Origin of the sequence: Leeuwenhoekiella sp. LLG6367-2.1 (assembly GCF_045055775.1) — a bacterium.
Lineage (GTDB): Bacteria > Bacteroidota > Bacteroidia > Flavobacteriales > Flavobacteriaceae > Leeuwenhoekiella > Leeuwenhoekiella aequorea.
Genome location: NZ_CP159331.1, coordinates 2879638 through 2897973, shown reverse-complemented (window position 1 = coordinate 2897973; position 18336 = coordinate 2879638). Strand labels below are relative to the sequence as shown.

20 protein-coding genes are annotated in these 18336 nt (G+C 34.8%); 14 read left to right on the top strand and 6 right to left on the bottom strand.

Annotation, left to right across the window (positions count from 1 at the left end; genetic code table 11):
- The first annotated feature begins 5 nt into the window (after positions 1-5).
- Both arsB and ABVM53_RS12955 read left to right on the top strand, forming a co-directional pair.
- The gene (gene arsB, locus ABVM53_RS12960; RefSeq protein ID WP_405326773.1) at positions 6-1058 is read left to right on the top strand and encodes an ACR3 family arsenite efflux transporter; all 1053 of its coding nucleotides are present in this window, start codon (positions 6-8) and stop codon (positions 1056-1058) included.
- Between the two features lie 124 nt (positions 1059-1182).
- The gene (locus tag ABVM53_RS12955) at positions 1183-1509 is read left to right on the top strand and encodes a multidrug efflux SMR transporter (protein WP_128757221.1); all 327 of its coding nucleotides are present in this window, start codon (positions 1183-1185) and stop codon (positions 1507-1509) included.
- Positions 1510-1526: 17 nt separating this feature from the next.
- Here the strand turns inward: ABVM53_RS12955 and ABVM53_RS12950 are convergent, their stop codons facing one another.
- The 4 genes from ABVM53_RS12950 to ABVM53_RS12935 form a co-directional block, all read right to left on the bottom strand.
- Positions 1527-3404 carry a B12-binding domain-containing radical SAM protein gene (locus ABVM53_RS12950; protein WP_405326769.1) on the bottom strand — a complete coding sequence of 626 codons (1878 nt, stop codon included), beginning with the start codon at positions 3402-3404 and terminating at the stop codon, positions 1527-1529.
- 95 nt (positions 3405-3499) lie between these two features.
- Complete coding sequence (locus ABVM53_RS12945; RefSeq protein WP_405326766.1) at positions 3500-4111, bottom strand: DEAD/DEAH box helicase; 612 nt, start codon at positions 4109-4111, stop codon at positions 3500-3502.
- Positions 4112-4207: 96 nt separating this feature from the next.
- Positions 4208-4981 (bottom strand): helix-turn-helix domain-containing protein, encoded by a 774-nt coding sequence (locus ABVM53_RS12940; RefSeq protein ID WP_405326764.1) that lies wholly within the window; start codon positions 4979-4981, stop codon positions 4208-4210.
- Between the two features lie 42 nt (positions 4982-5023).
- Positions 5024-6163 carry an MFS transporter gene (locus ABVM53_RS12935; RefSeq protein WP_405326761.1) on the bottom strand — a complete coding sequence of 380 codons (1140 nt, stop codon included), beginning with the start codon at positions 6161-6163 and terminating at the stop codon, positions 5024-5026.
- Positions 6164-6404: 241 nt separating this feature from the next.
- Between ABVM53_RS12935 and ABVM53_RS12930 the strand changes: the two genes are divergently transcribed.
- The 11 genes from ABVM53_RS12930 to ABVM53_RS12880 all read left to right on the top strand — a co-directional run bounded on the left by ABVM53_RS12930 (position 6405) and on the right by ABVM53_RS12880 (position 14362).
- Complete coding sequence (locus ABVM53_RS12930; RefSeq protein WP_405326758.1) at positions 6405-6968, top strand: TetR/AcrR family transcriptional regulator; 564 nt, start codon at positions 6405-6407, stop codon at positions 6966-6968.
- Positions 6969-7043: 75 nt separating this feature from the next.
- Positions 7044-7592 carry a carboxymuconolactone decarboxylase family protein gene (locus tag ABVM53_RS12925; RefSeq protein WP_405326755.1) on the top strand — a complete coding sequence of 183 codons (549 nt, stop codon included), beginning with the start codon at positions 7044-7046 and terminating at the stop codon, positions 7590-7592.
- A gap of 92 nt (positions 7593-7684) precedes the next feature.
- Positions 7685-8419 carry an SDR family oxidoreductase gene (locus ABVM53_RS12920; RefSeq protein ID WP_405326752.1) on the top strand — a complete coding sequence of 245 codons (735 nt, stop codon included), beginning with the start codon at positions 7685-7687 and terminating at the stop codon, positions 8417-8419.
- Between the two features lie 15 nt (positions 8420-8434).
- The gene (locus tag ABVM53_RS12915; protein ID WP_405326749.1) at positions 8435-8743 is read left to right on the top strand and encodes an EthD family reductase; all 309 of its coding nucleotides are present in this window, start codon (positions 8435-8437) and stop codon (positions 8741-8743) included.
- Between the two features lie 26 nt (positions 8744-8769).
- Entirely contained in the window at positions 8770-9609 is an 840-nt protein-coding gene (locus ABVM53_RS12910; protein WP_405326746.1) for a hypothetical protein, read from the top strand.
- Positions 9610-9614: 5 nt separating this feature from the next.
- Positions 9615-10289 carry a hypothetical protein gene (locus tag ABVM53_RS12905; RefSeq protein ID WP_405326743.1) on the top strand — a complete coding sequence of 225 codons (675 nt, stop codon included), beginning with the start codon at positions 9615-9617 and terminating at the stop codon, positions 10287-10289.
- A gap of 6 nt (positions 10290-10295) precedes the next feature.
- A complete protein-coding gene (locus tag ABVM53_RS12900) occupies positions 10296-10949 on the top strand; it encodes a DsbA family oxidoreductase (protein WP_405326740.1) in 654 nt (217 codons plus the stop codon).
- Positions 10950-11160: 211 nt separating this feature from the next.
- Positions 11161-11592: a hypothetical protein gene (locus ABVM53_RS12895; protein WP_405326737.1), complete on the top strand. Its 432-nt coding sequence runs from the start codon at positions 11161-11163 to the stop codon at positions 11590-11592.
- Between the two features lie 190 nt (positions 11593-11782).
- The gene (locus ABVM53_RS12890; protein ID WP_405326734.1) at positions 11783-12679 is read left to right on the top strand and encodes an EamA family transporter; all 897 of its coding nucleotides are present in this window, start codon (positions 11783-11785) and stop codon (positions 12677-12679) included.
- Positions 12676-13275: a nitroreductase family protein gene (locus ABVM53_RS12885; protein WP_405326731.1), complete on the top strand. Its 600-nt coding sequence runs from the start codon at positions 12676-12678 to the stop codon at positions 13273-13275. Before ABVM53_RS12890 ends, ABVM53_RS12885 begins: the two co-directional genes overlap by 4 nt.
- A gap of 187 nt (positions 13276-13462) precedes the next feature.
- Positions 13463-14362, top strand: a complete 900-nt coding sequence (locus tag ABVM53_RS12880; RefSeq protein WP_405326728.1) for a cation diffusion facilitator family transporter — start codon at positions 13463-13465, stop codon at positions 14360-14362.
- Positions 14363-14383: 21 nt separating this feature from the next.
- Here ABVM53_RS12880 and pgl read toward each other — a convergent pair whose 3' ends face one another.
- Positions 14384-15094, bottom strand: coding sequence for a 6-phosphogluconolactonase (gene pgl, locus ABVM53_RS12875; RefSeq protein ID WP_405326725.1), 711 nt, complete (start codon positions 15092-15094; stop codon positions 14384-14386).
- A gap of 30 nt (positions 15095-15124) precedes the next feature.
- Positions 15125-16663: a glucose-6-phosphate dehydrogenase gene (gene zwf, locus ABVM53_RS12870; RefSeq protein WP_371456284.1), complete on the bottom strand. Its 1539-nt coding sequence runs from the start codon at positions 16661-16663 to the stop codon at positions 15125-15127.
- Between the two features lie 206 nt (positions 16664-16869).
- On the opposite strand from zwf, the gene gndA reads away from it, so the two are divergent.
- A complete protein-coding gene (gene gndA / locus ABVM53_RS12865) occupies positions 16870-18282 on the top strand; it encodes an NADP-dependent phosphogluconate dehydrogenase (protein WP_371456283.1) in 1413 nt (470 codons plus the stop codon).
- Positions 18283-18336: the final 54 nt, after the last annotated feature.

Sequence of the window (18336 nt, the reverse complement as noted above, 5' to 3'; positions counted from 1 at the left end):
ATACAATGGCTAAAAAAAAATTGAGTTTTCTCGATAGAAATTTAACCTTATGGATTTTTGTTGCGATGGTAATAGGAGTTGGTATAGGCTATTTCTTTCCATCATTTCCTACTGTAATTAACTCTTTAAGCAGCGGATCTACAAATATTCCTATTGCTATAGGTCTAATTGTAATGATGTATCCTCCACTGGCTAAAGTGAATTATTCCTTATTACCCAAAGTTTTTAAAAACACAAAAATTTTATCTATCTCTCTAATTTTGAATTGGATTGTAGGTCCTGTTCTAATGTTTTTTCTGGCTATAACTTTTCTAAGAGATTATCCTGAATATATGGTAGGCCTCATCCTAATTGGTTTGGCGCGCTGTATTGCGATGGTTCTCGTATGGAATGATCTTGCTGAAGGTAGTAGTGAATATGGTGCAGGATTGGTTGCTTTAAATAGTATTTTTCAAGTATTTGCATATAGTTTCTATGCGTGGTTATTTATTACAGTACTTCCCCCCTATTTTGGATTTGAAGGTGCTATAGTAGATATTTCTGTAGGTACTATCGCAGAAAGTGTAGCCATTTATCTGGGTATTCCATTTGTTTTAGGAATACTTAGCCGTTTAATATTAGTGAAAACTAAAGGCGAAGAATGGTATATGCAAAAGTATATCCCTACAATTGCTCCACTTACATTAATCGCTCTACTTTTTACAATTGTGGTTATGTTTTCTCTTAAAGGTGAACTTATCGTGGAAATCCCAATGGATGTGTTAATTATAGCCGTACCACTTCTAATCTATTTTACATTAATGTTTATCATAGGCTTTTTCTTTACAAAGGCTACAGGAGCTGAATATGATAAAACTACCGCTGTAGCATTTACTGCGGCAGGAAATAACTTTGAACTGGCTATTGCGGTAGCAATTGCCGTATTCGGATTGAACTCGGGGCAGGCGTTTGCAGGTGTTATAGGTCCTTTAGTTGAGGTTCCGGCTCTTATATTATTAGTAAGAGTTTCGTTTTGGCTACGGAAAAAATACTTTACAAAAACTTCAAATCCGGTTTAACTAGTATAATTATTTTGAATTTAAAATGCCTCCTCAAAAGAGGCATTTTTTTTAATTTAATACCTAGATTTTCAAAATATGATAGTGATGATCGACCTTTACAAACTTAAATTGAATTGATACGATGAATTGGGTTCTAGTGATAATTGCAGGTTTGTTTGAAGTAGCTTTTGCATTTTGCTTAGGTAAAGCAAATGAGACCACAGGTAAGGAAATGTATGTATGGTATACCGGTTTTCTAATCGCTTTACTAATAAGTATGGGGTTACTAATTAAAGCAACACAAACATTACCTATAGGCACTGCCTATGCAGTCTGGACGGGTATCGGAGCCGTAGGAACGGTACTTGTAGGTATTTTAATTTTTAAGGAGCCTGCGACTTTTTTACGTCTCTTTTTTATAACTACACTTATCGGCTCGATAGTAGGATTAAAAGTAGTATCCCACTAAAGCAAAATATCCTTACGCTAACTCGCTTTTGAAACTTGATCGAGTAGATAATTACCAATCATATTTTTGGGATGACTCGTTTCTACAATAGGGAAGTCAAACCAGTGTTGCAGGTTTTTTTCCAGTCCCGCATTGTTGAGATAATTATTTAATGCAAGATTGAGACCGGCTGTATATTTAGGATGATCTGCCCCCAATGGATCTACATGGTACAAATCATTCTGAGCAAAACCTTCAAATTCGGGTCCGGTGATTTGAATTTCAAAAGCATCGGGATTCTTGCCTATAGGGCTGTGGATGGTAGTTGTAAACTGATGCCAGAAAGCTGATTGAATACAATTATTTTTAAACAGCTGACGCACTACTTCTAACGAATCTATAGTTTCTTGCTCGGTTTGAGTAGGAAAGCCATACATAAGATATGCATGAACCATAATATTATTTCTTGAAAAATAATGCGTCACACGAGCCACTTGAGCTATGTCTACACCTTTTTTCATTTTAGCCAGAAGTCGATCTGAAGCAACTTCAAGTCCACCGGTTACAGCGATACAACCAGACTGAGCCATTAAGGCGCACAAATCATAATCAAAGGTTTTTTCAAATCTAATATTTGTCCACCACGTGATTTTAACTTCCCGTGCTATTAATTCATTAGATAAGGCTCTAAGCATTTTTGGCGGGGCCGCTTCATCTACAAAATGAAAGCCTGTAATTCCTGTATCACTTACTATTTTCTCAATTTTATCTACAAGCTTACTCGCTGTTGTATTTTGATAATTGCCTATATAATCAAGGTTAACATCACAAAATGAGCATTGTTTCCAATAACATCCGTGAGATATCGTAAGCTTATTCCAGCGTGCATCTGTCCACATTCGATGCATCGGGTTTACAACATCCAGAAACGAAACATATTTATCAAATGGCAATCCGCTATAATCTGGAGCTGGTAAATCTCGATGATGATAAATCGTATTAGGAATTTTGTTCTTATAAACGACTTGCCCTTCTTCTAAAATAAAGGTGCGTTCGAGATCATCTATAGAAATACCTCCCTCTATATAATTGATTATTTTTAGAAGAGGACCCTCGCCATCATCAAGCGAAATAAAATCTACAAACTCGAAGATTCTGGAGTCCTTTAAAGACCTTAACTCGGTGTTACAATAACCACCTCCAAAGGCTATTTTAATATCTGGAAATAGCTGCTTAATAAATTGAGAACAACGTAGTGCAGAGAATAAATTTCCAGGAAATGGAATCGTGAAACAAACTAAAGCAGGATTTACAGTTTCTATTTGATCAATTAGCAGATCAAGCATTTGTTCTTCAACTCGGGTAGGTTGATAACTTAGAAATTCATCAAGATCATCAAAACTACTTGCTGAAGTCGCTATCTGCTCTGCATATTTTGTAAAGGCAAAAAATTCGTCAACATTAGCTTGAATAAAATCTCCTATTTCTTCAATAAATAAAGTTCCGTAGTGCTTTGCTTTATCAATTATACCTGCATTACCCGGTGACCAGGCAATTTTAGTATTTACATTTTTGAGTCGGTGTCCTTGTGGTAAAAAATTAGGCTGTAAAATGTGATGAGCACCTTCTAGATCTTCTTTTTGAAGAAAAGATATAACAGCATCTACCCGGGATATATATATCTTTTTAAACTTTCGTACTAATGGATAATTATAATTCTCTAAAGCATCAGCTTCCTCAAAAACCGATTTCAAAAAATCTGCCGTAAATAGTGCCGTAAACAATTCGATGCTCAGGTCAAAATGTGCAACAGAGACTCCGTGTTCGTTCAGAAAACCTTTCAAATACGCCGTCGCGGGGTAGGCAGTATTTAACTGTGTGAAAGGCGGAGTTATAAAAAGAATTTGAGATTGCATAGTGCAAAGATAGAATTCTATAAATTGAATAATCTGATACTAAAGTATATTAAGAGAAAGTGATAATCTGCATTCCTCCTAGCGGTATGTAAATGTTACTGCTTTATCAATAACGAATTATACATAAATGTATCCTGCCAATTTTCAAATCGCTTGTCAAACTTTTCAGTAAAAATTAAATACTGGCATTTACCTATACTTTCTGGAGTTCTCACAACATCTCCGAAACTGCTTTTACCTAATAAAAAGTGTGCATCATCTATAATACACATCTGCAGCTCGTTGAGATTGATTCCGTTTAAAAAGAATATTTTATTCAGACGTTTTGGCGTTGCAATGACGATATCTGTTCCCATGTAAATTTCGTCACGTTGATCGTCTATATTCTTCTCATCATATGCGCAATAAACACGTAAATCTGTGTCTTTTACATAGGGATAAAACTCAGACTCCAACTCAAGCGCTGCTTGCTTATTTTCAACAAAAATAAGTGCGCGTGGCGCATCTGCAACTGCTTGTCCTTTTAAGTTTTGAATTACACTTAAAATTATACTGGTCGTCTTACCAGCTCCTTTAGGAGCAACCACAAACATACTCGAGCCTCCTTTTATTTTTGAAAGAATTTTCTTTTGTAATGGTAAAGGTTCTTTGATTCCCTTTTGAGCCAGTGTTTCTTTTAAAGGTTCTATTAATTTCTTAAACGACATAGTTGCAATTCCTTAATTCGCTGCAAAGATAGTCGTTCTCATTCTGCTAACTCGTGTTATTTGATTCTTATAATCGAAGTAGTAGAAGTGCGTATTTTAAGCTTCTACCGTATTTGTTTTCTTAAATTCTGAAGGACTTACGCCTGTATTTTTTCTGAAAAATCTCGAAAAACTACTAATCGAATTAAACCCCAACATATAAGCTAACTCTTTTGTGGTAATTTCACTTTTTACGAGTTCGCGTTTAGCTTCAGTTATTTGGCGTTGTTGTATAATTTGCTTTGCTGTGAGCTTTAGTTTTGCTTTTAAAATTTGATTAAGTCGTTTCTCACTAATGCCCAACTTCTCTGCATAAAATAAGCTATTAGGTTCATTAAGAAAATGAGTTTCCATAAGCTCTAAAAACTGAAATACACGTTTTTGATTAAGATCTTGTTCTATGAAATGATCATTTTGACATCGAATAAGACGTAACAAAAGTACTTTCAATAAGGTTTTTAGCATTATATAAGAAGTGTCTTCTCTATGAAATTCTGACTTCAGATGATGCAAAATACTTTTTAAATGTTCAATTTCATTTAAGTCAGACAAGACAAATCGCGGACTTCTATTGAAAAGGGACATTACATCCAGAGCGTATTCAATATCGTCCTCATCGATCAGATCCCGCTCAAAATTCAGTAAGATTCCAAGCTTATTCAAAAAGATATTGCCATTAAAATTTTCATTCAAGGGTTTATAATGAATATGCAATTCTTGCGTATTTACATATTCAATATAGATGCCCATAGAGTTTCCTGCGAATTGCTCCTCACCTCCCTGAAAATTTTCAATTATCTGAAATTTATTTTCCCAACTTGTTAAATACATGTTCTACCAACTGTACCTCAAAAATAGGGAGAATTCTTTTGGTTATTTAATCACCTTCTGAAATACAAAATAAATACCTATACAAAAGATAAATGCTAGCCCCGTGGCAACGCCATAAATTGCAATATAAGCATCAGAAATAAACTCTATAAATGTAGATAAAAACTGTCCTCCAAAAACTCCCATTGAAAACAGGCTTAAATTTTTTCCTTGATTCTGGGGAGTACTGTTTTCTAACATCAAATGGTTTAACAAGGGAATAGTGAATCCAAAACCAATACCTATAAATATAACAGTCACTATTAAAAATGCCAGACTTGACGTAGTGGCTAGAACTAAATAACCTAAAGCAAAGAATAAAAATCCTAATGCAACAGTCTTTGTACTTCCCTGCGCTTTAACCATTCGTGGCATTTGGCTTGCGGTTAATATCGCAATTATCGATATAGATGCGAGCAAATAACCCGTTTGAGATTCAGTAAAATTAAAAGATTGAGGTAGATAAAGTGGTAGCGTTACAAAACCTATAAAAAACAGCATCATGGCTAGTAACGAGGTGATAAAAATAAGTTTTATAGTCGTCTTGCTTACTGAATTTGATTCATTATGAGAAACTTCAGCTTGCTCTTTAGACTCTGGCTTTGGAAGAAAAAAAGCGACTAGAACTAGACAGACTAAAGCTGTAAGATAAATATAGAATGGGAATTGCCAATTAATTTCTCCCACTATTCCCCCTATGGCGAGGAATACAACTCCGCCTAACTCGATAGCCATTCCTTGCCACGCGATCATCTTCATTCGTGCATCTCCGGTAAAAAATTGAGCAATATAGGTAGTGATAGATACCTGAATCGCAACTGTGGCTGCACCTAATAGAATTCGATCTAATATGAGCAAATAATCTGAAGTTATATAGCCTCCCGCAACTCCTAAAATAGCATACGGTATTAAACCGATATATAACAGTTTTAACGTTCCTAATTTATTGACTAACCTACCTATGATCGGTGCAAAAAGCACTACTCCCAAAGAGGGTAAGGTAATAAGCCAACTTGCCGAAAAACCAAGATCATTATTTGCTAAAATCCCTGACAACGAGGGCGCGATTACCGCACCTGCCATAATCGTTAAGCTACTTACAAATAGTATTGTAAAAATTCCTGCATTTGATATTTTATCCATTCTACAAATTTCTTATTTACTTCTACGATGAGTGACACCTATTTTCTAAAATAGTATGCTCAAAAGGAAATGACAATTGATTAACTGAACACGAAGACGCCATTTTTAATTCAAATTAAATTGAATGCTACAACAAGGCGTGTTCATATTTTGGAGTTGAAGGTGTATTAAAAACTAAATTTGTGTTAATCCAACTTCTATTACTAAACGATTGGTTAGTTTTGTGGTCTAATTAGATTTAATGGCAAGAAAAAAAAAATATATAGAAGAAGATGTAATCGTTAAAGCGATGCATTTGTTTTGGCGTAAAGGATATGAAAACACCTCTATGCAGATGCTTGAAAAAGAGATGGGAATCAATAAATTTTCTATTTATTCAAGCTTTGGAAACAAACACGGCCTTTTTCTAGAAAGTTTAAAATGCTATAAATCTAAAGTAGCATCTATGTTTGACAAATTTCAAAAGGCTTCTAAAGGCGTTGATGACATAAAGCAATTCTTTTACGATTCGGTTGCCATAAGTTCGCAGGATGATTTTGAAAAAGGATGCTTACTTACAAATACATACAACGAATTTTCAGAAACAGATGACCCGCTGATAAATGATTTAATGGTTTCCTTTATGGACAATTTGAAAAAATTGTTTATCGAAAAACTAAAATTGAGCGGCTATAGTGACGAAGAAGAAATTACTAAACTGGCTAACTTTTTAGTTTTGGCAAAACACGGTCTGGCAGCAGCCTCCCGAGTAAATTCAGAAAAAGAAATTGAAGACTATATTGAAATGACGTTTAAAAATTTATAAACGTTTTTTTACCCAATAACTAAATGAACGTTTAGTTATTTTCAGATTAAAAATTAATATTTAAAATTTTACACAATGACAACTTTAAAAATTCACGATTTAGAAACTGCTCCACAAGAGAGTAAAGTATTCTTAGAACAATCTCAAAAGCAAAATGGTATGATTCCAGGTTTACACGGCGTGTTAGCCGGCGCACCGGGATTACTTGAAGGATACCAGACCTTACACAAATTGTTTATGGATTCTTCTTTTAACAAAGAAGAATTAACAGTGGTATGGCAAGCGATAAATGTTGAGCACGAATGTCACTATTGTGTGCCTGCACATACAGCTATCGCAAATATGATGAAGGTAGATGAGGATATAACAGAATCATTGCGTAATCAAACTCCATTAGCTTATGCTAAACTTGAAGCATTGCGTACACTAACTTTATCTATGGTTCGTAATCGCGGAAATGTAACTCAAGAAGAATTACAAGCATTTTATGATGCCGGTTATGGTGAGAGACAGGTACTTGAAATTATTTTAGGACTTTCTCAAAAAGTAATCAGCAACTATACAAATCATATTGCGAATACACCAGTAGATGCTCCCTTTGAAAAGTTTGCATGGAAAAAATAATTAGAAGATAAACTTCTAATAATGGGTACGAACTAGCTCGATTAAATTGAGATTGGCTAGTTCGTACTTTAATAATATTTAAAAATACAACTATGAGTATTTCAATAAAAAACCAAGTAGCACTAGTCACTGGTGCAAACCGCGGAATAGGTAAGGCAATTACCGAATTATTTTTAAAACACGGTGCAAAAAAGGTGTACTTAGCTGTACGTGATACAACTTCAACTCAAGAGCTGGAAGAGGCTTACGGTGAACGTGTAGTTACACTGGAAGCTGATGTATCAAACACAGAATCGATTCAGAAACTAGCAGAGCAAACTCCTGATGTCGCTATTGTAGTAAATAATGCAGGTATTGGTTCACCATGTGCAACTCTTGATGAGGATGTTTTAGAAAGCTTAACAAAACAACTTGATGTTAATGCTTTTGGACTTTTACGTGTCGCCACTTCTTTTGCTAAGACCTTAGAAAAAAATAAAGGAGCACTCGTTCAGCTTAACTCGGTAGCTTCTATTAAAAATTTCCCTCATTTATCTACTTACTCAGCATCTAAAGCTGCTTCGTATTCTTTGACTCAAGGATTAAGAGCAGAACTAAGTTCTAAAGGAGTAACTATTCTAAGTGTACATCCAGGACCTGTAGATACAGAAATGGGCGCTGCAGCAGGATTTGAAGATGGTGCAGATACCTCAGTGATTGCTGAAGGAATCGTAACTTCTCTTGAAGCCGGAGATTTTCACTTATTTCCCGATGAGATGGCAAAGCAATTTGAAGATGCTTATAGCAACTTTTCTGAGAAAATAGTTTTAGCCGATCTTTCTGAATAATTAAATAATAGACTTATGATCAAGTTAACTGTAATGTATCCTAATAATGTAGACTTAACATTTGATAAGGATTACTATTTAAGCAAACACGGAAATCTAATTGCAGAATTATTAGGTGAAGCAATTATAGATTCTGATGTGAACTTTGGTATTGCTTCAGCATCACCCACTGAGCCCGCTCCTTATGCTGTGATTGCAAATATCACTTTTAAATCTATGGAAAGTTTTGAAAAATCTTTTGGCGCTAATGCCGAAACAATTTTAAAAGATTTACCAAATTTTACCAATGCAGAGCCGGTAGTTCAACTAAGTGAGGTTGTATAAATTAATAACTCAAAAACCAATCAAGTATGAAAATTAAACTGTTATCAGGAATAGTGAGCTTGGCATTAATCTCTTGTGGATTTAATGAATCTTCTAAAAATACAACCCGTACTGATGATACTCAAGAAGAAAAAATAGCTGAACCCGAATTTCAAAATAAAGGTCACGAATTAATTTATGCAGTAGCTCAAAAAGTAGGCAACAAAGATTCACTTTGGGCAAAAAATGATGTGATTTACACCTACACCTACAAAACTCCAGATGGTAAAGCCGATGTAAGTACTGAAAAATACCTATTTGATGGTGAACTTTCCTATGGCTCTTATTCGAAACACGAACGTACACTTCCACAGTTAGAAGGAGTAATTGAGCAGGGATTTGATGGTGAAGAATATTGGTTACGTCACAACGACACCTATTTATCTGATGAGGAAATGATGAAGCAAGTTGCTTTTAATAGACCTACTAATTTTTACTGGTTTACGATGATGCAGAAGCTACTTGACGATGGGATAAACTATGAATACTTGAATAAGAAAACCATCGACAGTACGACCTATGACGTTGTAAAAATAACTTTTGATCTTAATGAGGACAAACCTACAGACATCTATCAGGTTTATATCAATGAAGAAACTAATTTAATAGATCGCTTTTTGTTTACAGTAGCAGATTTCAATGTTATAGAAACTCCGTATTTGATGGTTTTAGAATATGAAGAAATCGATAATATGCTGATACCTACTTCTCGTAAGTACAAAAAATCTACTTGGGAAGGTGAGTTAACAGATGAGCCGTGGATTTATGTAAACTGGACTAATATCAAATTTGATAATGGTCTCAATAAGGAACTTTTCACAAAATAAAGGAGATGACTTATACGCTTACAGAACAATTATCTAAGCAACAATTAGCCGGTCTTGTATTTAAAGAGGTTTTTAGAACCGCTACAGATAAACCGGGGTTTTTCCATATCAATTTGGGCAGCGATAGTTCGTCAAAAGCGTTAAGATCATTAATGGTAATACTTAAAAATGAGCTATCACTATTATCGTTAGCTCATTTTAATAAGTCATTAGCTTACCATTGGCTGGTGCGGTTTGATCAACAAGTAAATACTCCGTTTCACATAGATAATGCAGGAGATCAATCATTTCTTATGTTAGGTTATGAACCTAGTGAAATTGCCAGTGAGTTGTCTCTTGCAGATTTTCATAGGTATGCAAAGGCAGATTTGAAAGCTTCGGAAAACTATCTTAACACTTTTGAGCCTGTTTTTAAAGCTAATGAGTCTCAACTGGCTCCTTTCACAACCACATTAAATTCTTTTAAGAAAGACTCATACAACCTGGTGATTATAAATAATAGTCACCCCAGATCTCCGGAAACTTTAGGTGTTTTTCATAAAGCACATATTAAAAATAGTGATCTACAAAAAAGCAGAATAGTTAACTCGATGCTTATAAATATGGTTGATGAATCTTTTGAGAATATAACGGAACCCAGTGAAACAAATTTCATAGACACTTCTATAATAAGTAAATAAAAAAATATGGCTAATAAACTGAAAATTGATATTGTATCTGATGTTGTTTGTCCGTGGTGCATAATAGGCTACAAAAGACTAGACAAAGCAATTAAAGAATTAGGTCTGGAAGACCAAATAGAATTAGAGTGGCAACCATTTGAACTCAATCCAAATATGCCTGTTGAAGGTCAAAATTTACGTGAGCATATTGCAGAAAAATACGGATCTACCACAGCGCAACAAGAAGAATCTCAACAACGCATGATAGATGCCGGTGCTGAGCTAGGGTTTAAATTTGATTATTTTGAAGATATGCGTATGGCTAACACATTTGATGCGCATATCTTGCTAGAATATGCTAAAGATTTTGGGAAGCAAACCGAATTAAAAATGCAATTGATTAAAGCATTTTTTAGCGAGCGTAAAGATGTTTCTAAGCAAAGTGTGCTCAAGGAGGCCTTGTTAAAAGTAGGTCTTAATGCTGAGGAAGCTTTAAAACGCTTAGATAGTGAAGAAGCTCGTTATGAAGTACGTACTACTCAATCTTACTGGAAAAATCTTGGTGTGAATTCGGTTCCTACTGTTGTATTCGATCGCAAAAGCGCAGTTACTGGCGCGCAGCCGGTAGATGTTTTTAAACAAGTTCTTCTTGAGGCAATGGGTAAGCAAACGAGTTAGCAAAAAGCAATATTAGATCACAAGCTAGTTTCCTAATTACTGAATATTGAAGGGTAAGAAATGGTATTATAATGGCTTTACCATTTTACAATTAGCTACTACAGAATAAAAAAGCTGATATTAATTTTTAAATTAATATCAGATTTTTTATTCTGTATAAGTATGTAATTTTGAATAAACAGCTAAATTACAGCCTACTATCCCCGTGATTATGAATAGTAAAAGAAAATCCTTGAAAATTTATCATCAAGTGGAGAATAAATCGATTTATATCGATGATGACCACAACAGCTATATGTTTTTACAGAAATTTTTAATGGTTCTTATTCTTGCTAACTCTATATTAAATCTCTTGAATATTTTTGAAAATAGAATACGTTTTCAATCTGTAGTATGGATTTTAATGGGTGTGCTAAGTATCTATTATTTGTATATCTATTTCTTCAAAATAACTATGAAAGACGAGTTACCCATTTCTCTAATAAGTCACTTATCAAAACGGACATTTTTTAGACCTAATCACTACTCAATTGTATTAAAAAATGGTAAGAAAAGAAGACTTCCTCAAGTGAAAACTCAGGATGACGTTAAACAATTAGAAGTTATACTTGCAACTTTCCAAGCAAATCCTGAGTATAATTAATTATACATTTTGTGAAACTATAACTGGCCCTTTATAAGTTCATAAGTCTGAACAAGGAAGCTTAAAGATTGATTTAAACGTATTTTTTACCATTTTAATTTAAAAAGAAAATTCAAGTTAAGGTTTGCAATTACATTGCGACTAGTGTATCTATATAATTTCTTACACTACAAAAAACCTTCCGCAGTACATGGATAAACTTAAAGGAATTGCCTTCGTTTCGATAGGCGCTGCCAGTTATGGTGTTTTAGCAACCATAGTAAAACTTGCAAATAATGCCGGTTTTGGTACTGCTGCACTTACATTTTTACAGTTCCTGTTTGGAGTAATTGTACTTAGCATAATCTCATTCGTTTCAGTAAGAAAAAACAATTCAACAGCAACAAACAACACTATTTCCTCAAATAAATCAAAGTTTAAATTGCTGCTCTTCGGGTCTTCGCTCGGGTTTACAAGTTGTTTTTATTACCTCGCTATTCAATTTGTACCGGTTTCAATAGGTATTATTCTACTTATGCAAACGGTTTGGATGAGTATCATTCTGGAGTTTTTTACTGAAAGAGAACGGGTTAACAGAACAAAACTTATAGGTGCAATTGTCGTCTTAGCCGGCACTGCCCTAGCCTCTCGCATTTTTGAAAGTGATTTTACATTTAGTCCGTTGGGTTTTGGATATGGCTTTCTGGCTGCTTTATCCTATACAATTACTATGTATGCGACTAATAAAATATCACTAGACTTACCCAACATTACCCGAAGTAAATATCTGGTTCTTGGGGGATTTATTGCTATTATATTCTTTTGGAATTATCAAATCATCGAAGAATTAAATACCCTCGAACTTATTAAATGGGGTGTTATTTTGGGATTATTTGGTACGGTTTTACCTCCAATTTTATTTAATAATGGTGTTCCAAAAATTGGCGCAGGATTAGCCGGAATCTTAGCCACGTTAGAAATACCAGTTTCTATCTTAAGTGCCTATTTTATGCTCAACGAGCGTATAGGATTATTACAAGCATTAGGAATCTTGATCATTTTAATTACAATAATCAAAATCAACACGCATAAACAAAAAGTCATATGAGTTTTTTAGAAGTAATGCAAAGTCGTTATACAACAAAGAAGTTTGATGCTTCAAAGAAGATAACTCCAGAAAATATCGAAGCCCTAAAAGAAATTCTGCAGTTAGCTCCATCCTCAATAAATAGCCAACCTTGGAAATTTACATTTGTTTCCAATTCAGAAATAAAAGCAAAATTAGCTGACGTATCTTGGATTAACACTCCAAAAATTCTCAATTGCGATACGCTTATAGTTTTAAGTCGTGTTAAAAGTTTAGAAGCTTTTGAAGCACGTATCGAGAAAGAATTACCTCAAGGAGCTGTTGGTTTTTACAATGATTTTATCAAAAAACAACCGGAACCACAAATTTATGCCTGGTTTGAAAAACAGGTATATCTTGCATTAGGAGTATTATTAAGTGCTTGTGCAGATATGGGGATTGATGCAACACCTATGGAAGGAATTGAGCCAGATGCATATGATACAATTTTGGGCCAAAAGGAACACGCAACTCTGGTTGCCGTAGCAATAGGATATAGAGACGCAGATGATACAAATCAACCTCATATAAAACCAAAATCCAGAACCGCATTAAAGAATGTGATTGAAGAAATATAATTTACTTTATTCAATATAATAACAAAGTCTGATAATCCTAAATCTATTATCAGGCTTTGCTGTTAGATATCCTGCACACTGTTAATCACAAAGTCATCAAATCTTAACATAATCCCAAGCTGAAGACTTTTAAAAAGCAGAACTTTACAAACTCAATTTTTAAGACAGGTAATGCATCACACAAGTTATGAGTAAAATTAAGACAGCAATAAAAGCGACTTATTTTAGTATCATAGGCAATGTGATTCTAGCTATTTTAAAAGGTATTGCTGGTATTTTTGGAAACTCGTACGCCCTTATTGCTGATGCGATTGAATCTACCGCAGATGTTTTTGCCTCTTTTCTGGTACTATTCGGTTTAAAATATGCAGATCGTCCACCAGATGACAATCATCCATATGGTCACGGAAAAATAGAACCTCTTGTAACGTTTATGGTGGTTGCTTTTTTAGTTACCTCAGCATCGGTGATTGCGTATGAGAGTATACAAAATATACAAACTCCGCATTTGTCACCAAAGCCCTGGACGTTGCTGGTACTCGGCTCTATAATTATCTGGAAAGAAACTGCTTTTAGAATTGTTTTAAAGCGCAGTATTGAAACTAACAGCTCTTCGTTAAAAGCAGATGCCTGGCATCATCGCAGTGATGCAATTACATCTGTAATGGCATTTATAGGAATTAGTATTTCATTGATTTTTGGAAAAGGTTTTGAAGCTGCAGATGACTGGGCCGCATTACTAGCCTCTGGTATAATTATCTACAATGCTTATTTGATTTTTAGACCTGCACTTGGTGAGATAATGGATGAAAACCGCTATGATGATGTCATTGAAGAGGTACGGGTAAAATCTCTGGAAGTTACCGGCGTATTAGATACTGAAAAAGCTTTTATTCGGAAAGCCGGTATGAATTATCATCTTGATTTACATGCAATTGTAGATGGTGATATAAGTGTAACTGCGGGGCATATAATTGCGCATAAATTACAAGATCACCTAAAAGAAGAAATTCCCAACCTCAATTTTATATTAATTCATATTGAGCCTGGGAATCCTATAGATTTTGATTCTGCGTCTACAAATTAGATGCAGTGAAATATCTGTTTTTTATAAGCCGGCAGCGGCGTCTCTGTCTAAAAACCAAATTAGCTCACCCTCTTTAGGAGCTACTAAACTTGCCGGAAATTTTTTATAATCTTCAAGTTCATTAACTATTAATGATACTTTTTCTTTTTTACTAGCTCCCGTTACTAGAAATGCAACTGTTTCTGCAGCATTAATAACTTTACCAGTAATTGTAATACGTTTTTGACCACTTTCAGGATGCGTAGCTACTCTGCAACTTTCTGGCATTTCCCATAATTCAATCTGATGTGGAAAAATTGATGCAGTATGACCGTCATCACCCATACCTAGAATAACCAAGTCAAAACGCGGTATTCCATTTAAGCTTGGTAAATTATCGCGTAATACATTTGTATAACGCTTCGCCTCTTCTTCAGGATCAGCTTCCCCTAAAATTCGATGAATATTTGCTTCCGGAATATTAATTTTTGAAAGCAAATGAGTAACCGTCATTTTGTAATTACTCTCTTCATCTGTAGGAGCTACACAACGCTCATCACCCCAGTAAAAATGCACCTTCGACCAGTCTATTTGAGAATTATATTCCGAAGCCAGTTGATCAAAAACAATTTTAGGCGTGCTTCCTCCGGAAAGTGCAACGTTCACCTCTTTTTTATCAGCGCAAAGTTCTTTGAAAAAATAAGAGAATTCTTCGGCAACTTGCTGCTTTGTGTCTTTTATACGTAAGTCCATAACTATGGGAATTTTTAATTATACTTCAATTTAAATAATGCAAAAACCAGATTCATCGGTAAGATGTTCTCCAGGATTTCGCCATCCGTTGCTATCTTCAATAAGATCATCAGAGTCTTTGGGACCCCAAGTTCCCGCAGGATAACCATACGTATTCACATCTTGACCGTTTGCCCAGTAATCCAAAATAGGATCTACAAACGCCCAGGCAGCTTCAACCTCATCTGCACGTGCATATAGTGTTGCATCTCCTTGCATAGCATCTAATAATAGACGCTCGTAAGCATCCATTATATTGGAGTCTGATAAACTGCTATAGTAAAAATCCATATTTGCACGCTCTACCTGAAAGCCTTGACCAGGTACTTTTACACCAAATTTGATTAAAATACCCTCATCTGGTTGAATACGAATGATAAGCTTATTGTCTTTATTATTTATATCCTGATCTTTAAATACCTGATGATGCGGAGTCTTAAAGTGTATAACAACTTCAGTTACTTTGGTAGGCATTTGCTTTGCAGTACGTACATAAAATGGAGTGTCTTTCCACCTCCAGTTATCCACAAAAAATTTAATTGCTGCGTAGGTTTCAGTTTTAGATTCAGGATCTACACCTTCCTCTTCTCTGTAACCTTTTACGCGCTTACCATTTATACTAGAAGCAACATACTGCCCACGCATAGTGTTGTGAAACAGTTCTTCTTCAGACCTCATAATTCGTAATGATTTTAAAGCTTTTACTTTTTCATTACGTATTTCTTCAGCATTAGAGTTTATAGGTGGCTCCATTACAATTAAAGAGACAATCTGTAATAAATGACTCTGAAACATATCGCGCAAAGCACCAGACTTATCATAATATCCACCGCGTTTCTCTACGCCTACCGTTTCTGCATTTGTAATTTCTACGTGATGTATATAATTTCGGTTCCATAGAGGTTCAAAAATTGAGTTAGAAAAACGCGTTACAAGTAAATTCTGCACGGTTTCTTTACCCAAATAATGATCTATTCTAAATATCTGATTCTCTTTAAAGTATTTCTGTAAACCTTTGTTTAATTCCTGAGCAGTTTCCAAACTATAACCAAAAGGCTTCTCAACAATTATGCGTCTAAAGCCTTTATCATTTCCAGAACCTTTAGTTAGTCCTTGATCGGAAAGATTTTTTGCTATCGGCTCATATAAACTAGGCGGTGTAGATAGATAAAACATAAAACTACCGTTAGTTTTACACTCTTTATCTAAGCTTTCTATACGATTTTTAAGATCTGTATAATCTGAGTCATAATCATCTCCCAGATCCTGATAATACATTATATCTGCAAATTTCTTGATGAATGCCGCATCCTTAGTTTTTACTTCTTCTTTTAAATACGGACTCTCATAAACAACTTTTTTACGAAACTCTTCGTCGCTCATATTACTACGGCTTGCTCCTAGAACAACAAAATTTTCAGGGAAATGTCCACCTTCATACAAGTGATATAATGCAGGTATTAATTTACGAGCGGTAAGGTCTCCAGATGCTCCAAATATAACCAGCAATTGATTTGATGTAGAATTCATAAAGAATTTTGATTTTTTAATGATTTTTGTAGTCGATAATGGTTAGTTGCAATTATAACATGAGTTTATACAATAAAGTAGTAATAAGTCAATGTTATCATTTAATTTTGGCTATAACCAATACAAAAATAAGGCATCTTACCTGCACACAAGAGGCTTTATAAAAACATTATAGTGCAAATTTAAAAGAACAATAAATAATTATTATGGAGCATAAAAATTATGATTTTGGCCTTGTAGGTCTCGGTGTAATGGGACGTAACTTTATATTAAATGTCGCAGACAATAATTTTAAGGCCTACGGTTATGATCTGGATCAGGAAAAAGTTGATGCACTCAAGACAGAAGGCGGTAATCTTGAAAAAGTTGATGCATCATCAGATATAACAACGTTTATAAATGCACTTTCTGCTCCGCGAAAAATTATGTTGCTGGTACCTGCAGGTAAAATTGTAGATCAAGTAATAGAATCATTACTTCCACATCTGGATCAGGGAGATATAATCATCGATGGAGGAAACTCTTTTTTTACAGATACAGACCGTCGTGAAGCTTATTTAAAAGAAAAGGGTATAAACTTCTTTGGAGCTGGTGTTAGTGGCGGTGCCGAAGGAGCTCGCAAAGGACCAAGTATTATGCCAGGTGGAGATGCTGAAGCATACACACATATCAAACCTATTTTTGAAGCAGTAGCCGCAAAATTTAAAGGAGAACCCTGTGTTGCGCATTTAGGTCCTAAATCTGCCGGAAACTATGTAAAAATGGTTCACAATGGTATCGAATATGGTATGATGCAACTTACTTCTGAAATCTATGACCTACTTAAAAAGTCACTCAGATTAAGTAATGATGAATTGCATCAAATATTTGATCGTTGGAACAAGGGTCGTCTACAATCTTTTCTTGTAGAAATTACTGCTGAAATATTTGCTCAAAAAGATGATCTGGGAGACGGAGATCTTGTAGATATGATACTTGATAAAGCCAAGCAAAAAGGTACTGGGAAATGGACCTCGCAAAACGCAATGGATTTAGGAATTCCTGTACCTACTATTGATGTCGCAGTAAGTATGCGTGAGATTTCTGCATTAAAAGAAGAGCGTATCGTTGCAGATAAATTATATAGCAGACCAGAACCACAAGAGATTGATAAAGACAAATTAATCGCTATGGCAGAAAAGTCATTATACTTTTCTTTTATAGCTGCATATGCACAAGGTTTACATCAGCTTGCAGATGCATCTAAAGAGTATGAGTACGATCTTGATATGTCTGTTATTGCAAAAATCTGGAGAGCCGGTTGTATCATTAGATCTGGTTTATTAGATGCTATTTCAGAAGCTTATATTACAGATAAATCACTTCCTAACTTATTACTAGCACCTGCATTTGTTCCTAAAGTACAAGAAACAATGGCGTCTGTAAGAGAGACTGTGGCGTATGCCGCTATGAGTGGTATTCCGGTTCCGGGATTATCTGCATCATTAAATTACTTCGAAGCATATACCTCAAGTCATTTACCACTAAACTTGATACAAGCGCAACGAGATAACTTTGGTTCACATACCTATGAGCGCATAGACCGCGAAGGTATTTTTCACACAGAATGGGGAAAATAAGAACCTATTAAATACAAATTAAAGAGCCCAATAGGGCTCTTTTTTAGTTTAAGC